Origin of the sequence: Streptomyces sp. PsTaAH-124 (genome assembly GCF_000373685.1) — a bacterium.
In the GTDB taxonomy this organism is placed as follows: domain Bacteria; phylum Actinomycetota; class Actinomycetes; order Streptomycetales; family Streptomycetaceae; genus Streptomyces; species Streptomyces andamanensis.
In genome coordinates this window covers 248,086-263,142 of the sequence record NZ_KB892157.1, presented here as the reverse complement: position 1 = coordinate 263,142, position 15,057 = coordinate 248,086, and the positions used below count along the sequence as shown (strand labels likewise).

Here is a 15,057-nt window from a genome sequence, read left to right as displayed (position 1 = left end):
AGACGCGTTGGCCGAGGGAGGTGGTGCGACGATGAGTGAACCGGCGGGACTGGCGGACGAGGTGTCCGACGCCGAGAGCGGTGACGAGCCCGAAGCGGATGCCGGACCCGGTGTCCTGCGGGTCTTCGGGCGCCAGTTGAAGCGCTTTCGGGTGCGGGCGGGTTTCGAACGGCCCGAGTTCGGCGCGCTGACGGGGTACTCGGTGTCGACCATCGCCGCGTACGAGCAGGGGCGCCGGGTGCCGCCCCCGAGGTTCATCGACCAGGCGGACGAGGTGCTGGACGCGGGTGGCGTTCTCCAGGAGATGAAGGAGGAGGTGGCTCGGGCACAGTATCCGGCGTTCTTCCGGGGTGCGGCGCGGTTGGAGGCGGGGGCGGTCGAGTTGCATGTGTACGCCAATCAGGCGGTGCCGGGCTTGTTGCAGACAGAGGAGTACGCGCGGGCGGTGTTCGGCATGTGGCGCCCTCTGCTGGACGAGGAGACGATCGCCCAGCGCGTGACGGCTCGGCTGGCTCGGCAGAACATCTTCGAGCGAAGGCCGATGCCCACCATCAGCTTCGTCATCGAAGAGGCGACGCTAGGGCGTCCATTGGGAGGTGACAGTGTCCTGCGCGGACAACTGGAGCAGGTGCTATTGGTAGCGCAGCAGCGTAACGTCGAATTGCAGGTGATGCCGACTCGACGCCAGGAACATGCCTCACTCGGTGGGCCGTTCACCTTGATCGAGACGAAAGAAGGGCGCAGGATCGCGTACGTGGAGGCGCACAAGGAGAGCCGTCTCTACACGGAGCGCAGCTCGGTGCGCGAGTTCGAGGAGCAGTACGGGATTCTCCGCGTTCAAGGACTCACTCCCCGGGAGTCGCTCGCGTTCGTTGAGAAGCTGCTGGGAGAGAGATGACGATGAAGCCTGACCAGTCCGGCCCTGGTCTCACGTGGTTCAAGAGCAGCTACAGCAGTGGGGCGGGCGGCGAATGCATCGAGGTCGCCGTCGGCCCTCACGCCGTCCACGTACGCGACTCCAAGGACGTAGCCCGCAGTGGCCTCGCCGTTGATGCGGAGGCTTGGACGACGTTCGTCGGCTTCGCCGCTCAGTAGGCGGCAGGTGTGCCCCCGGTCCGGACCGGGGGCATCCCTGTATCGGGCCGTCGGCGGGCAGAGCCAAGCGACCAAGTTGGACCTCTGATTGCGGACGCACCCTTTCGCGCCATGCTTTGCGGACGTCGGAGACGACCCCGCATGCGCGAGGACCTACCACGCACGGTCCGATCGGCGACGGGCAGCGTGGATCGAGACCAATCTACCGGTGGTCGGCACGCCGTGGATCGTCACCGCCCCGGACTTCGCCCCGTGCGGAGAGTCGCAGGACCGCCCGCGCGGCGGTGGCCCGCGTCCGCCGGGAGGACGGGGTAACCCCAGGTGCGGAAGCGGGCACCGGCGGATATGTTGCTGATTGTTGCGTCTGGCTCGGTTCTTGTGTGTTCTGCCGTGTTTCACCCCTTCGGTGTGCTGAGTGGCTGGTGGATGGATGGGCGTCCTGCGCGATCACCCGGAGCTCGCGCTGTTCCTGTGTCTCGCCGTGGGCTATCTGCTCGGCAAGCTGCGGGTGGGGCCGATCACTCTGGGGGGTATCTGCGGCACGCTGATCGTGTCGCTGCTGCTGGGGGCCTGGGCGAAGGTCGCGGTGGCGGAGGATGTGAAGACCGTGTTCTTCGCGATCTTCATCTTCGCGCTGGGATACATGGCCGGTCCGCAGTTCTTCGCTCATCTCAACCGGCGCAGCCTGCGGTATTTCAGTTTGTGCCTGATCGAGCTGGTCTGTGTGCTCGGGATCGCCTTCGGGCTGGCCAAGTCGTTCCGGCTGGACGTCGGCACCGCGTCCGGGATCCTGGCGGGGGCGGCCACCGAGTCCGCCGTGGTCGGTACGGCCACCGAGTCCATCGCCAAGCTGAGCGGGCTCACCCCGGCCCAGGTCAGCCAGTACCAGGGGCATGTGGCCACCGCGTACACCGTCTGCTATCTGTTCGGCCTGATCACCGTCGTGATCTACACCAGCCAGCTGATGCCGATGCTGATGCGGATCGATCTCGCCGACGCCTCCCGTGCCCTGTGGGAGCGGATGCGGGGCGGCGGTGGCGGGCTTGAGGGGGACGAGCAGGAGGCTCTGCCCGCGCTGGTCGGGCGGACCTTCTTCGTCACGCACGCGGACGGCCGTACCGTCGAATCCCTGGAGCGCGAGCTGGACGGGCGGGTCACGGTGGAGGCGGTGCGGCGGGGCAGCAAGCTTCTCACCGCGCCCGCGCCCGGCTTCGCACTCACCCTGTCCGATCTGGTGCTGCTGGTCGGACGCCGCGCCGACGTCATCGAGGCGAGCCGCGTCATCGGCCCGGAGACCGCCGGGCTGCCCGACCTGGACACGCACCTGGCCACCAGCCAGGTCGCCGTCACCGAGAAGGCCACGGACGGCCGCACCCTGGGCGCGCTGCGCCAAGACCATCCGGAGTTCGCTCGCGACGGCGTCTACGTCACCGAGGTGGTGCGCGGTGATCTGCGGCTGCCCGCCTCCGCCGACACCGTCGTGCACCGCGGTGACGTACTGACGCTGGTCGGCGCCCGCTCCGGGCTGAGCCGGATCACCGCGAAGCTGGGCGCGCTCGTCAAGAACGACACCACCGACTTCGTCTACCTCGGTCTCGGGATCGCGGCCGGCTCCCTGCTGGGCCAGGTCGTGGTCCGTCTCGGTGACGTCCCGTTGTCCCTGGGCACCGGCGGCGGCTGCCTCATCTCCGGGCTGCTGTTCGGCTGGTTCCGCTCGCGCCGGCAGACCTTCGGCGCGTTTCCGCCGCAGGCCGCGACGACGCTGAAGGACATGGGCCTGGCCGTCTTCATCGCCTGCACCGGCCTGACCGCGGGCCCGCAGGCGTGGCCGCTGCTGAAGCAGTACGGCGCGCTGCTGCCGGTCGCCGGGATCGCCATGGTGCTCGTGCCCGCGTCCGTCTCGCTCGTGGTCGGCCGCAAGCTGCTGCACATCGAGAAGCCCCTGCTGATCGGCGCCATCGCGGGCCAGCAGTGCTCCACCCCGGCGATCACCTCCATCACCCAGGTCGCCCGCAGTTCCGTGCCGATGCTCGGCTACACCATCACCTACACCCTGTCGAACTTCTTGCTCCCGCTGACCGGCCCGCTCCTGGTCGGTGTCCTCGGAGCCTGACCGGACGGCCGGACACCGCCCGCACCCCCAGCCCGCACACCCAGGAGGAACCGTTGACCGAGGTGAGCCTGTCCCCCGAGCAGATCAAGGCGTACGCCCGGCTCTCCCCGTTCGAGCTGAAGAACGTCTTCATCGGCCTGGCCGAGCACGCCCAGCTCAACGAGCCCGGCCAGAAGGGCAAGTCGCAGGCGCAGATGCTCAACGCGGGCCGTGGCAACCCCAACTGGGTGGCGACCGGACCGCGCGAGGCCTTCCACGCCCTCGGCCACTTCGCCCTCACCGAGTCCAAGCGGGTCTGGACCGCCGACAACCTCGGCGGGATGCCGGAGCGGCAGCGCGCCGGGGACCGCTTCGACGCGTTCGTCCGGCAGCACCCGGGCATGCCCGGCATCGAACTCCTCGCCACCTGTGTGTCGTACGCGCTGGAGCGCTTCGGCTTCGACAAGGACTCCTTCGTCCATGAACTGGCCGACTCGGCCGTCGCCGACAACTATCCGGTGCCCGACCGCATGCTCCCGCACGCCGAGGAGATCGTCCGCGGCTACCTCGCCGACGAACTCCTCGGCGGGCAGGCGCCCACGGGGGACCGGCTGAGCCTGTTCGCGACCGAGGGCGGCACGGCCGCCATGTGCTACATCTTCGACTCCCTGATGAAGAACGGCCTGTTGCACCAGGGGGACCGGATCGCGCTCATGGTGCCGGTCTTCACCCCGTACATCGAGATCCCGCAACTCGACACCTACGGCTTCGACGTCACCTATGTGAAGGCCGACATGTTCGCCGAGACGGGGGTGCGCGAGTGGCGCTACCCGGACGAGGAGGTCGCCAAGCTGGCCGACCCGTCCATCCGGCTGGTCTGCCTGGTCAACCCCTCCAATCCGCCGTCACTGGCCCTGAGTGACCGCGTCAGGGAGCAGATCAAGGACATCGTGCGGACCGCGAACCCGCGGCTGATGATCGTCACCGACGACGTCTACGGCACCTTCGTGGAGGGCTTCCGCTCGCTGGCCGCCGATCTGCCCCGCAACACGCTGCTGGTCTACTCGTACTCCAAGCACTACGGCGCCACCGGCTGGCGGCTCGGTGTGATCGGCCTGCACGACGACAACGTGATCGACGAGATGATCGCGGAGCTGCCGCAGCCGGAACAGGACCGGCTGGAGCGGCGGTACGGCACCCTGACGCTGGAACCGGCGAAGATGCGCTTCATCGACCGCATGGTCGCCGACTCCCGTCAGGTGGCGCTCAACCACACAGCCGGCCTCTCGCTCCCGCAGCAGGTCATGATGGTGCTCTTCTCCCTCTTCGGCCTGCTGGAGGAGGGGCAGGAGTACAAGCACCGGATCCGGGACACCGTCCGGCGGCGGCTCGCCCTGCTGCTGGAGGGCGCGCACATGAAGATCTCCCACGATCCCGGGCGCGCGAGCTACTACGTCGAACTCGACCTGCTCGCCGAGGCGGAACGCGAACACGGCCCCGGCTTCGCCCGGTTCCTGACCACGACCTACGAGCCGATCGACCCGCTGCTGCGCCTCGCCGAGCGGACGGGGGTGGTCCTCCTCAACGGCGGCGGCTTCGACGGCCCCGAGTGGTCGGTGCGTGTGTCGCTGGCCAACCTCGACGACCTCGACTACCTGCGGATTGGACACCATCTGCGGCACATCTTCGACGCCTACGCCGCCGAATGGCAGGCGCGGGGCAACGGTCCGGGACAGAGCTGAGAAACAGAAGGAGGAACCTCATGGGTGTCGAGGAGATCGGCCCGCGGACGGTGGGCGGAAAGCTGATGTACAACCGGGCCGTCCGGATCGACGAGCCGCGCAGCATGTTGTTCGTCTCCGGGCACGAGGCGCGGGACGACGACGGGAACATCACCCACCGCGGGGACATGGCCGGGCAGATGAGGCTCGCGCTGCGGCGGCTCGGTGAGACCGTGTCGGAGGCCGGGATGACGATGGCCGACGTGGTGCAGATCCGGGTCGTCACCACCGACCTCGCCACCTGCAAGGCGCGTTACGGCGTGCTCATGGACGAACTCGCGGCTCAGCAGTGCCGGCCGGCCAGCCTGCTGGCCGAGGTCAGCGCCCTGTCCGACCCCGACATGCTCATCGAGATCGAGGCCGTCGCGGTGCGGTGAAGCGGCGTTGGCGCCGCATTCCTGCCCCTCGCGGCGGGCCCGTTGAGGACCCGACTCCCATAGCTCCCCTTTATGACGGCATCGGCCGGACCGTCCTACTCGGGCGGTTCGCCGGACCGGAAGCTGGCTTCAGCAGCATCGCACGACGTCACGCAAGGGGTAGGGCAGTGAGAAGCACATACATGGCCGTGGTGGCGGCCGCCGCCGCGATGGCTCCGGCGGTCCTCGGGGCCGCGCCCGCGGCAGCGGGTGAGGCGACCGGCACGGTCTCGGCGGCGCCCGACCGGAGCCCGGCGGAAAGTCCGGGCCCCCGGGGCGGGCAGGCACGTGCCCACACGGCTCCGGACCTCAGACTGGAGGGGGCTCCTGAGGCTGTCCAGGCGGGCGGCGACTGGGCGGACTTCTCCGTCGTCATCGACAACGCCCATGAGGGAGAAGGGAACTGGACACTCGACATGAGTCTCAACACGGACGGCCCTCGGCTGTACGGGGACGATCTGCGGGTCCAGGTCCGCGTCGACGGCGTGTGGCGTGACGCACGGGTCATCAGCGATCCGGGACTCGGCAACTTCGATCTCGCGCTGCTGGAATCGTTCCCGGTGCCGAAGGGGCGTACCACCGTGCCGGTCCGCATCCGCGCCGGAGCGGACGCCCCGCTCGTCGAGTTCTTCATCGGGCCACGGCTCTTCGACGGTCAGGTCCAGTCGGACCCGGGCTACTGGGTGCGCTCGGAGATCAGCGCCCCCGCGGAGGGCGGCGGGAAGCCGGGCGACGGGGAGAAGCCCGGCGGAGGCGAGAAGCCCGGTGGAGAGGGCAAGCCCGGCGGAGGCCAGAAACCCGGTGGAGAGGGCAAGCCCGGCGGAGGGGAGGCGAAGCCCGGCGACGGTGCGAAACCTGGCGACCAGGAGAAGCCCGGTGACCAGGAGAAGCCCGGCGGCGGGAAGAAACCTGTCGAGCAGGTGAAGCCCGCCGACCAGGAGACACCTGGCGGCGGCGCGCCCGGAAGCGCTCACACCCCCGGCGGCGACCACGTCGGCCAGGACGGCGCGGGCGGCGGTGGCGCGTCGCTGGCCGAGACCGGAGGCGGCGCCGCCTCCGGCGTGCTGCTCGGCGCCGGCGGTGCCTCGATCGCCGTCGGCGCGGCTCTGGCCGCCGTGGCCCGCAGACGTCGCCGCAGGGCTTCCTGAGCGGGCGGGCCGGTCGGCCGTGGGAGCCCTCGAGGGCGGTGCCGAGGGCCGGGTTCTTGGCTAGTGTGGCGAGTCCGGGGGGCGTCGGGGGGAGATGCGTCGCATGAGCGGGCGGGGGACGGCGGGCCCGGTGCTGCCGTCGGTGCTGCGTGCCCCGCTCGGGGCGGTCGCCGCTCTCGGGGCGCTGGTCCTCGTCGTGCTCGCGGTGGCGTACGCCGGGCAGAGCGGGCCCACCGCGGTGGACGCGCGGATCACGGCGGGAGTGGACGGCCCCGGGGCGGCCTGGCGGCATGTCGCCCTGGCCGCCGACGCGTTGGGCGAGCCGGTCGGGGCGGTGCTGCTGGTGCTGGCCGCCGTCGCGGGGTGTGGGCTGCTGCGGTCCGGGCGGGCGGCGGTGCTCGCCGTCGTCGGGCCGGGTGCGGCCGTGGCCGTGGCCACGGGGCTCAAGTCCGTGGTGGGGCGGACCATCCACGGGGACGGCAACCTTTCGTATCCGAGCGGGCACACCGCCTTCGCCACCGCCGTCGGTCTCGTGGTGGCGCTGACCGTGGCCGGTCGGCTCGGGCTCGGCCGGGCGGCCGGTGTGCCGCTCGTGCTGGGCGCCGCGCTGGCCGCCGGGGGTGTCATGGGGTGGGCCGAGGTCGTGCTGGGCGCGCACTATCCGACCGATGCCCTCGGCGGCTGGTGCACCGCGCTGGCGGTGGTGCCGGTCGCCGCCTGGACGGTCGACCGGGCGGCCGGCGCCGGACGGTGGCGTCGGCCGCGCTGATCCGGCATCACCTCACGTCCGGCGCCGGAACACCCGGTTCATGCTCAGCGCCGGGACACCGGTTCACGCCCAGCGCCGGAACACCGGTTTCACCGGGCGCCCGCCGAGCCACGGGGTCGGGTCGCCGTGGTCCAGGGCCTTCCGGTAGACCGCGCAGGCACCGGACACGGCGTCGACGGTCTGGGCGATGTCGGCGTCGTCGAGCGCGCTGCTCACCACGAACGACGGGGCCAGCACCCCGCCCGCGAGGAGCCCGCGCAGGAACAGGGTGCGATAGCGCTGCGACGGCCGGCCGTTCTCGTCGAGGGTGGCGAAGACCAGATTGCTGGCCCGGCCCCGGACGACGACGTGATCGGCGACGCCCGCGGCGGCCGCCGCCGCGCGCACACCTGCGGCCAACTGCTCGCCGAGGGCGTGCAGTCGGGCGGTGATGCCCTCCTCGGTGTAGGTGGTGAGCACGGCCGTCGCGGCGGCCAGGGAGTGGGTCTCCGCGCCGTGCGTGGTGGACAGCAGGAACACCCGGTCGCCCGGGTGGCGCAGTCCGCCGCGTTCCATCAGGTCGCGGCGGCCGGCCAGCGCGGCGACGGCGAACCCGTTGCCCAGGGCCTTGCCGAACGTGGAGAGGTCGGGGACGACGCCGTACAGGCCCTGGGCGCCCGCCTCGGACCAGCGCAGGCCGGTGATCATCTCGTCGAAGACCAGGACGCAGCCGTGCCGGTCGGTCAGGTCGCGCAGTCCGGCGAGGTAGCCGGGCGGCGGCTCGGTGTGGGTGGCGGGTTCGAGGATCAGGCAGGCGACCTCGTCCCGGTGCCGGGTGAGCAGGTCCTCGGTGGCGGCCAGGTCGCCGTAGGGGAAGGCCAGGGTGAGGCCGCCGGTGGACGCCGGGACACCGGCGTTCATCGGTGTGGTGCCGATGAACCAGTCGTCGACGGAGAAGAAGGGGTGGTCGGCGCAGACGGCCACCTTCGGGCGGCCGGTGGCGGCGCGGGCCAGGCGCACCGCCGCCGTGGTGGCGTCGGAGCCGTTCTTCGCGAACTTGACCATCTCGGCGGTCGGCACCGTCGCCAGGAAGCGTTCCGCCGCCTCGACCTCCACGATGGACGGCCGGACGAAGTTGCTGCCGCGGTCGAGCTGGCGCCGCACCGCCTCGGTCACGCGCGGGTGGGCGTGGCCGAGGCTGACCGACCGGAGGCCGGAGCCGTACTCGACGTACCGGTTGCCGTCCACGTCCCACACATGGGCACCGTGGCCGTGGCTGATGACCGGGGCCAGGTTCTCGGGGTACTGGTCGTCGCCCTTGGCGTAGGTGTGCGCGCCGCCCGGGATCAGGGCGTGCAGCCGTTCGTTCGCCGCGCGCGACCGGGGGAGGTCCAAGTCCCCTGCGAACGCGGTCCCTTCGGTGTTCTCGGTGTGCACTCCTGCCTCAGCTCTCCTTCTGCCGCAGGGCCTCGGCGAGGCCCGGTGCCTCCCGGTCGCGCCGGGACGTCGAGGCGACCGGGAGCGGCCACGGGATGGCCAGCTCCGGGTCGTCGAAGGCGATCGTCACGTCCTCGGCCGGATCGTGCGGGCGGTCGATGCGGTACGAGACGTCGGCGGGGTCGGTGAGGGCCTGGAAGCCGTGCGCGCACCCGGCCGGGACGTAGAGGGTCACCTGGGTCTCGCCGGACAGTTCGAAGGAGGCCCGGCCGAGGTAGGTCGGAGAGTGCGGGCGCAGGTCCACGACGACGTCGTAGACCTTCCCGTACGAGCACCGCACCAGCTTGGCCTCGCCCGCGCCGGAGCGCAGGTGCAGGCCGCGCAGCACGCCGCCCGCCGAGCGGGACAGGCTGTCCTGGACGAAGGCGTCCGGGTCCAGGCCCACCGAGCGCAGCACGTCGGCGTCGAAGGTGCGGCAGAAGAAGCCGCGTTCGTCGGCGTGGGGCGTCGGCTCGAACAGGTACGCGCCGTCGATCTCCGGTACGTCGATCGCCTTCATGGAGCCTCCCGCAGGGCGTGGTCGGGGCCGGCCGCCGGGAACAGGGCCGCGGTCAGGGCGTCGAACTGGTCCTCCAGGCGCCGGGCGGCGTCCCGGTTGCGTGCGGCGAGGGTGCGGCGCAGCCCGGCCGACTCCTTCTCCAGTGACCGGAACTGCTCCAGCAGCCGGTCGGCGTCGACCTCGCGCGCCGGATGGCAGTACGCGGCGAGCCCCATCTGGGCCATCAGCGCGTCGCTCTTGGCCGCGTAGCAGAGCGCCAGGGCCGGAGTGCCGGTCCGCAGCGCGCAGATGAGGTTGTGGTAGCGGACGGCCACCACGCTGTCGGCGGCCGCCGTCTCCCTCATCAGGTCGGCGAGGGAGGCCGTCTCGGCGGCGCTGAGCAGCGGGGAGTCCACGGCGTCGAGGATCGCGGCGACCACCGGCGCGTCGCACCGGTCGCCGGTGAGGAGCCGGACCGGCCTGCCCTCCGCCACCAGCGCGCGGACGAAGCGGATCGTCCCGTCGAGGTAGCGGCGGTGGATCTCGTCGGCGCGGTCGCGGTCGTCGTCGCCGCCGTGGAAGTCCATGACGCCCACGCAGACCCGGCCCGGCTCCGCCGCGGGCCCGTCCGGCGGCACCGGCAGGGAGAACGCGAGGTCCGGGTGGACCCGGTCGCGCGAGGTGTCCACGCCCATCGCCCGGATCGCGTCGCGCGACGGGGCGTCGCGGTACGAGCGGTACGCGGCGAGCCGCGCCGACCAGCGCACCAGGGCGCGGGTCGCCCGGTTCCCGATCGGCGCCGCGCCGACGCCGACCAGCGCGACGCGGGTGCCGGACAGCCGGCCGCTCGCGCAGAGCAGGAACAGCGCGTAGGGGAAGCCCCACGGGCGCAGCGGCAGCGTGGCCTCCAGGACGCCCATGCCCGGCACGATCACCACGTCGTGGCGGCGCACCCAGGCGGCGGTGCGGAAGACGTCGACGAGTTTGCCGACGCCCTTGGCGGCGACCGCGCCCGCGCGCGACGCGGTCCGGTACTCGCCCCGGTACCAGTGCAGCCGCGTCGCCGGGATGCCGAACCGGGCCGTGACGGCTTCCGGGCCGCCGCACAGCGCGTCCACGGCCGCGTCCGGGTGCCGGGTGGCGAGGTGGCCGAGGACGGCCTGGAGCGAGCCGTCGTTGCCGAGGTTGCCGGAGCCGAGCAGGCCGAACACCCCGATGCGCGGCGGCCGTCGGGCGGCGGACGTCATGCCCGCCTCCCCTCGCGCCCGGCGACCAGGGCGTCCACCGACACGTCGAGCCGGTCCGGGTCGACCGGGGCGCGGTCCTCGACCCGCTCGCCCGCGCCCGGCCGGATGCGGCTGGTCGCCCACGCGGCCAGATGGCGGTAGCAGGCCCGCCGGTCGGCCGGGGACAGCGGCGCCCGCCGGACCGCCGCGACGAAGCCCCAGACGTACTCGGCGAGCAGCCGGGGCACCGGGTGCAGCGGGCCCGCCCGGCGGGGGTCCAGATTGACGCACCGGGCGCGCTTGCCCGGGTTGGCCCGCTCGGCGCGGTGCGGGTGGTCGCGGCGGAAGTACAGCAGCTCCGGCACCTGGTGGAAGCGCCCGTGCAGGGTGATCTCGGCGACGAACGTGCGGTCGGCGTGGTGGTAGCTGTCGAGCGGCTTCACCCGGCGCAGCACGTCGGCCCGCATCACCCCGTAGAAGTCGTCGCCGCCCGGCTCGAACAGCAGGCTGCGGAAGCGCTCCGGCGGGTGCGGCGAGTCGGTGGCGAGCCCGTACTCGTAGGGGACCTTGAGCCGTCCCTCGCCGTCGACGACGGCCTGGCCGGTGTGCGCGAGGATCACGTCCGGCCGTTCGTCCAGCGCCTGGACGCAGCGCAGCAGCAGGTCCCGGCCGTACAGGTCGTCGTGGGAGGCCCACTTGAACAGTTCGCCGCGCGCCTCGGCGAACACCCGGTTGTGGTTCGGGGTGGCGCCGATGTTGCGGGGGAGCCGGAGGTAGCGGACGCGCGGGTCCCGCGCGGCGTACGTCCGGCAGATGTCCTCGGTCGCGTCGGTCGAGGCGTTGTCGGAGACGATCAGCTCGAAGTCCTCGTAGGTCTGGCCGAGCAGCGCGTCGAAGGACTCGGCCAGGTACTCCTCGCCGTTGTACACGGGCAGGCCGATGCTCAGCCGGGGACGGGCGGTCATGGGTTCCTCACTTCGGGTACGGGGTTCTGGAGCCGCTCGCGCAGGGCGGAGCGCAACTGCCGCCACCACAGGGCCGAGCCGCCGATGGTCGCGGCGGCGACGCCCCAGGCCGAGCCGACGGTCCCGGCGAGGGCGGCGCCGCCGAGGCCGCCGCCGACGTAGCAGGCGGAGGCGAACAACTGGCAGCGCAGGCTGCGCCGGGCCGCGCCGAGCGCGCGCAGCCCGGCCGCGGCGCCGGTGCCGAGGCCCGCGCCCGCCACGCTGAGGGTGACCGGCACGATGAGGACGGCGGAGGAGTGCCAGACGTCGCCGAGCACCAGCTCGCCGAGCCGGTCCGGCATCAGCAGCAGCGCCCCGCCCCACAGCAGCGCGGCGGCGGCCTGCCCGCCGCCCAGCCCGAGGCAGAACGAGCCGAGGCGGTGCGGGGCCCGGCGCAGCACCCGGGCCGCCTCCGGGACGGTGACCAGCGACAGACCCATCAGCACCGCGAGGAACGGGCCGAGCAGCAGTTCGGCGCCGCGTACCGCGCCCACCGCGCTCACCCCGGCGATCGCGCCGAGCCCGTACGCCCGCAGCTGGCTGGCGCCGCTGAGGCTGACGTTCTCGACCAGATACCGGTAGCCGAGGTCGCGCTGTTCGCGCAGCCAGCCGCGCGCCCGGCCCGGCCGGGGCCGGATGCCGGACTGGAGGCAGCCGTAGCCGGCGGCCACCGTGGCGGCCGCGCCCCAGGCGAGCACGAAGGCGGCCACGCTGCCCACACGCGCCGCCACGACCATGGCCGGGACGAGCACGACACCGGACACGACGTCGTTGACGAACGCCTTGCGCCCGGCGCCCGCCGCGAAGAACGCGAACCGCCAGGAGTCCTGGAGCAGCAGCCCCGGCAGCATCACGCCGAGGCAGGCGAACGCGCTTCCCACCCGGCCGCCGAGTCCGAGCCCGGCCACCAGGCACGCCGCGCCGATGGCGCCGCCGACGCCGAGCGCGGTGCCCGCCGACCGTTCCACGGCCGCACGCCAGGACGCCTGCGGTACGCCGCTGAAGCGCACCACGAGCGGGTCGGTGGCCAGCCCGCGGGAGACGTTGAGCACCACGCCGTACGTCACCCAGGCCAGGCTGAACACACCGAACGCGGTCACCCCCAGCGAGCGCGCCACATACGCGCCCACCACGAAGTTGGTGACGCTGGAGGCCGCCTGGTCGGCCAGTCCCCAGGACAGCCTGCCGACGAGGGCACGCTTGGCGGACCGCCCGCCGTCCGCGGCCCCGGCCGGCGGTGCCGCCGTCTGCTCCTCCCCGGTGGTCATCGGCCTCACGCCTTGACCAGTCCGGCGCCGTGCAGGGCGTCGGCGGCGGCGGCCACGGCGTCGAAGGGCAGCCCGGACCGCTCGGCGACGTCCAGCAGGCTGTGCTCGCCGTCGGAGAGGCTGAGCACCCACAACATGGCGAGCTGGGCCTCCTTGGCGTCGCTGCGTCCGCCGAGCGAGTCGTACAGACCGCGGCGGCCCAACTGCGGTTCCCCGTACGGGCTGAGGTTGACGTAGCGCCGGTTGCGGTCCAGTACGGCGAACGCCTCGCGGCACACGGCGAGCGTGTCCGCCATCGCCTCGGGCGAGACGAGGTCCAGGTCGTCCGCCGAGGTGTGGTACTCCGGGTATCCGGCGTACGGGGTCCGGCTGAGCGAGCCCACGCCGAGGTCGAACCCGGGCGAGCAGAACTGCCGCTCGTCATAGCCGTACGGGGTGAACTCCCTTATTTCGTGCGGCCGTCCGGAGCCGGTCAGCACATGGCGCAGCACCTGGTCGATCTCCGCGTCGCCGCGCCTGCTCCGCTTGTACGTCAGACGGCCCGGGTCGCCCGCACAGGCCAGCACCAGTCCGTGCCTGACCCGGCCGACGCGCTCCGCGTTGCGGGCCAGCCAGGTGATCGCCCCGATGGTGCCGGGCGCGAAGAGGAACCGGTAGGTGTAGTAGGGCTGTTGCTCAGCCAGCGCCCGCGCGAGGAACACCGCCACCGCGATGCCGGCCAGATTGTCGTTGGCCAGCGACGGGTGGCAGACGTGGGCGGAGACGAGCACCTCGTCGGGGACCTGCCCCGGGACCACGTGCTCGGCGTAGGTGAGGTGGCCGTCGGCCAGGGTGGAGTCGACGCGCACCTCGTACTCGCCCTCGGGCAGCGCGTCCAGGGTCTCCTGGGCCAGGCAGAAACCCCACTTCGGCTCGTAGTAACTGGTGCGGTACGGCACCCAGGACGGATGCTCCGGCAGGGTGTACAGGTGCTCGCGCAGCTCGGCCAGCGGCAGGGTCGCCGCCACCGGCACGCTGTAGCCGAGCACATGCAGACTGGACGCGGCGAAGTCGACGACGCGGCGGCCCGAGGCGTCGGCGACGTACGCGTCCCGGATGTTCCACTCCTGCGGCACCGTCCAGTCGAGCACCTGCGTGCCGGTCGGCACCTCGTGCACGCGCAGCGGGACGTACTCGCCGACGATCTCCAGCGTGGCGCGCACCCCGTCCCCGGTGATGCTCCGGCACAGCGGGTACAGCCGCTCCACCAGCGCGTACATCTCCTCGCCCGCGGCGGTCACCGGCGCCACCGCAGGGTGTCGTCGACGGTGCCCGCCTCGGTGGCCGCGCGCAGCACGGCCAGGCGGGTGAAGCGCCGCTCGAAGTCCTCCCGGGTCAGCCCGTGCTCGCGGTAGGCGTCGGCGAGTTCGAGCGCGCCCCGCTTCACCGTCCACTCGCAGTCGAAGCCGGGCACCGCGGCGCGGAACCGGGAGAAGTCCACCCGGTACGAGCGCGGGTCGGCGCCGGTCTCCCCGGTGATCACCACCCGCGAGCCGTCCACCGCCTCCGCGACCTGCTCGGCGATCTCGGCGACGGTCACGTTGTTGGTCTCGCTGCCGATGTTGAACGCCTTGTCGTGCACCGCCGCCCGGGGCGCGGTCAGCGCCGCCGTGAAGGCCCGCGCGATGTCGGCGGCGTGCACCAGCGGGCGCCAGGGCGTGCCGTCGGAGAGCACCAGCACCTCCCCGGACAGCAGCGCGTGGCCCACCAGGTTGTTCAGCACGATGTCGGCGCGCAGCCGGGGCGAGTGGCCGAACGCGGTGGCGTTGCGCAGGTACACCGGGCTGAAGTCGCCGTCGGCGAGCGCGTGCAGATCGTCCTCCACCCGCACCTTGGACTCCGCGTACGGCGTCACCGGGCGCAGCGGGGCGTCCTCCGTCACCAGGTCGTCGCCGCCCGCCGCGCCGTACACGGAGCACGTCGACGCGTACAGGAAGCGCCGCACCCCGGCGTCGCGGGCCAGCCGGGCGAGCCGTACGGAGGCGCGGTGGTTGATGTCGTAGGTGAGGTCGGGCGCCAGCGACCCCAGCGGGTCGTTGGAGAGCGCGGCCAGGTGGATCACGGCGTCCACCCCGGCCACCTGCTCGGCGGTGACGTCGCGCAGGTCCACCCGGTGCCCCGGCGGGTCGTCCGGCACGGGGCCCAGCACGCAGTCGGCGAACAGGCCGGCGTCCAGCCCGACGACCTCGTGCCCCGCGGCGGTCAGCACCGGGGCCATCACGGTGCCCAGGTAGCCCAGGTGGCCGGTCAGCAGTACGCGCAAGG

The 15,057-nt window shown here is 72.6% G+C and carries 14 protein-coding genes; 7 read left to right on the top strand and 7 right to left on the bottom strand.

Translation table 11 applies throughout. The annotated features are described in order from the left end of the window. The first annotated feature begins 31 nt into the window (after positions 1-31). The 7 genes from B086_RS0101035 (at position 32) to B086_RS0101005 (ending at position 7,301) form a co-directional block, all read left to right on the top strand. Positions 32-898 carry a helix-turn-helix domain-containing protein gene (locus B086_RS0101035; RefSeq protein ID WP_018564562.1) on the top strand — a complete coding sequence of 289 codons (867 nt, stop codon included), beginning with the start codon at positions 32-34 and terminating at the stop codon, positions 896-898. Then, on the top strand, positions 895-1,095 hold the full coding sequence (locus B086_RS0101030) for a DUF397 domain-containing protein (protein WP_018564561.1): 201 nt from the start codon (positions 895-897) through the stop codon (positions 1,093-1,095). Before B086_RS0101035 ends, B086_RS0101030 begins: the two co-directional genes overlap by 4 nt. A 430-nt stretch (positions 1,096-1,525) precedes the next feature. Then, entirely contained in the window at positions 1,526-3,208 is a 1,683-nt protein-coding gene (gene aspT / locus B086_RS0101025; protein ID WP_018564560.1) for an aspartate-alanine antiporter, read from the top strand. A gap of 53 nt (positions 3,209-3,261) precedes the next feature. After that, positions 3,262-4,929: a bifunctional aspartate transaminase/aspartate 4-decarboxylase gene (locus B086_RS0101020; protein WP_018564559.1), complete on the top strand. Its 1,668-nt coding sequence runs from the start codon at positions 3,262-3,264 to the stop codon at positions 4,927-4,929. A 20-nt stretch (positions 4,930-4,949) separates the two neighbouring features. Then, positions 4,950-5,345: a Rid family hydrolase gene (locus tag B086_RS0101015; RefSeq protein WP_018564558.1), complete on the top strand. Its 396-nt coding sequence runs from the start codon at positions 4,950-4,952 to the stop codon at positions 5,343-5,345. Positions 5,346-5,512: 167 nt separating this feature from the next. Further along, positions 5,513-6,532 (top strand): hypothetical protein, encoded by a 1,020-nt coding sequence (locus B086_RS0101010; protein WP_158690340.1) that lies wholly within the window; start codon positions 5,513-5,515, stop codon positions 6,530-6,532. 103 nt (positions 6,533-6,635) lie between these two features. Next, positions 6,636-7,301 carry a phosphatase PAP2 family protein gene (locus B086_RS0101005; protein WP_018564557.1) on the top strand — a complete coding sequence of 222 codons (666 nt, stop codon included), beginning with the start codon at positions 6,636-6,638 and terminating at the stop codon, positions 7,299-7,301. A 63-nt stretch (positions 7,302-7,364) separates the two neighbouring features. On the opposite strand, the gene B086_RS0101000 is transcribed toward B086_RS0101005, so the two are convergent. The 7 genes from B086_RS0101000 to B086_RS0100970 are packed head-to-tail and all read right to left on the bottom strand — an operon-like array spanning position 7,365 to position 15,055. Beyond that, positions 7,365-8,717 (bottom strand): glutamate-1-semialdehyde 2,1-aminomutase, encoded by a 1,353-nt coding sequence (locus tag B086_RS0101000; RefSeq protein WP_018564556.1) that lies wholly within the window; start codon positions 8,715-8,717, stop codon positions 7,365-7,367. Between the two features lie 7 nt (positions 8,718-8,724). Continuing rightward, on the bottom strand, positions 8,725-9,276 hold the full coding sequence (locus tag B086_RS0100995; protein WP_018564555.1) for a dTDP-4-dehydrorhamnose 3,5-epimerase family protein: 552 nt from the start codon (positions 9,274-9,276) through the stop codon (positions 8,725-8,727). Then, positions 9,273-10,502: a polysaccharide pyruvyl transferase family protein gene (locus B086_RS0100990; RefSeq protein ID WP_018564554.1), complete on the bottom strand. Its 1,230-nt coding sequence runs from the start codon at positions 10,500-10,502 to the stop codon at positions 9,273-9,275. Before B086_RS0100990 ends, B086_RS0100995 begins: the two co-directional genes overlap by 4 nt. Then, a complete protein-coding gene (locus B086_RS0100985) occupies positions 10,499-11,446 on the bottom strand; it encodes a glycosyltransferase family 2 protein (protein WP_018564553.1) in 948 nt (315 codons plus the stop codon). Before B086_RS0100985 ends, B086_RS0100990 begins: the two co-directional genes overlap by 4 nt. Beyond that, complete coding sequence (locus B086_RS0100980) at positions 11,443-12,753, bottom strand: membrane protein (RefSeq protein ID WP_018564552.1); 1,311 nt, start codon at positions 12,751-12,753, stop codon at positions 11,443-11,445. The genes B086_RS0100985 and B086_RS0100980 overlap by 4 nt, the downstream gene beginning before the upstream one ends. Before the next feature lie 5 nt (positions 12,754-12,758). Further along, the gene (locus tag B086_RS0100975; protein WP_018564551.1) at positions 12,759-14,042 is read right to left on the bottom strand and encodes a DUF4910 domain-containing protein; all 1,284 of its coding nucleotides are present in this window, start codon (positions 14,040-14,042) and stop codon (positions 12,759-12,761) included. Next, on the bottom strand, positions 14,030-15,055 hold the full coding sequence (locus tag B086_RS0100970; RefSeq protein ID WP_018564550.1) for an NAD-dependent epimerase/dehydratase family protein: 1,026 nt from the start codon (positions 15,053-15,055) through the stop codon (positions 14,030-14,032). The genes B086_RS0100975 and B086_RS0100970 overlap by 13 nt, the downstream gene beginning before the upstream one ends. Positions 15,056-15,057: the final 2 nt, after the last annotated feature.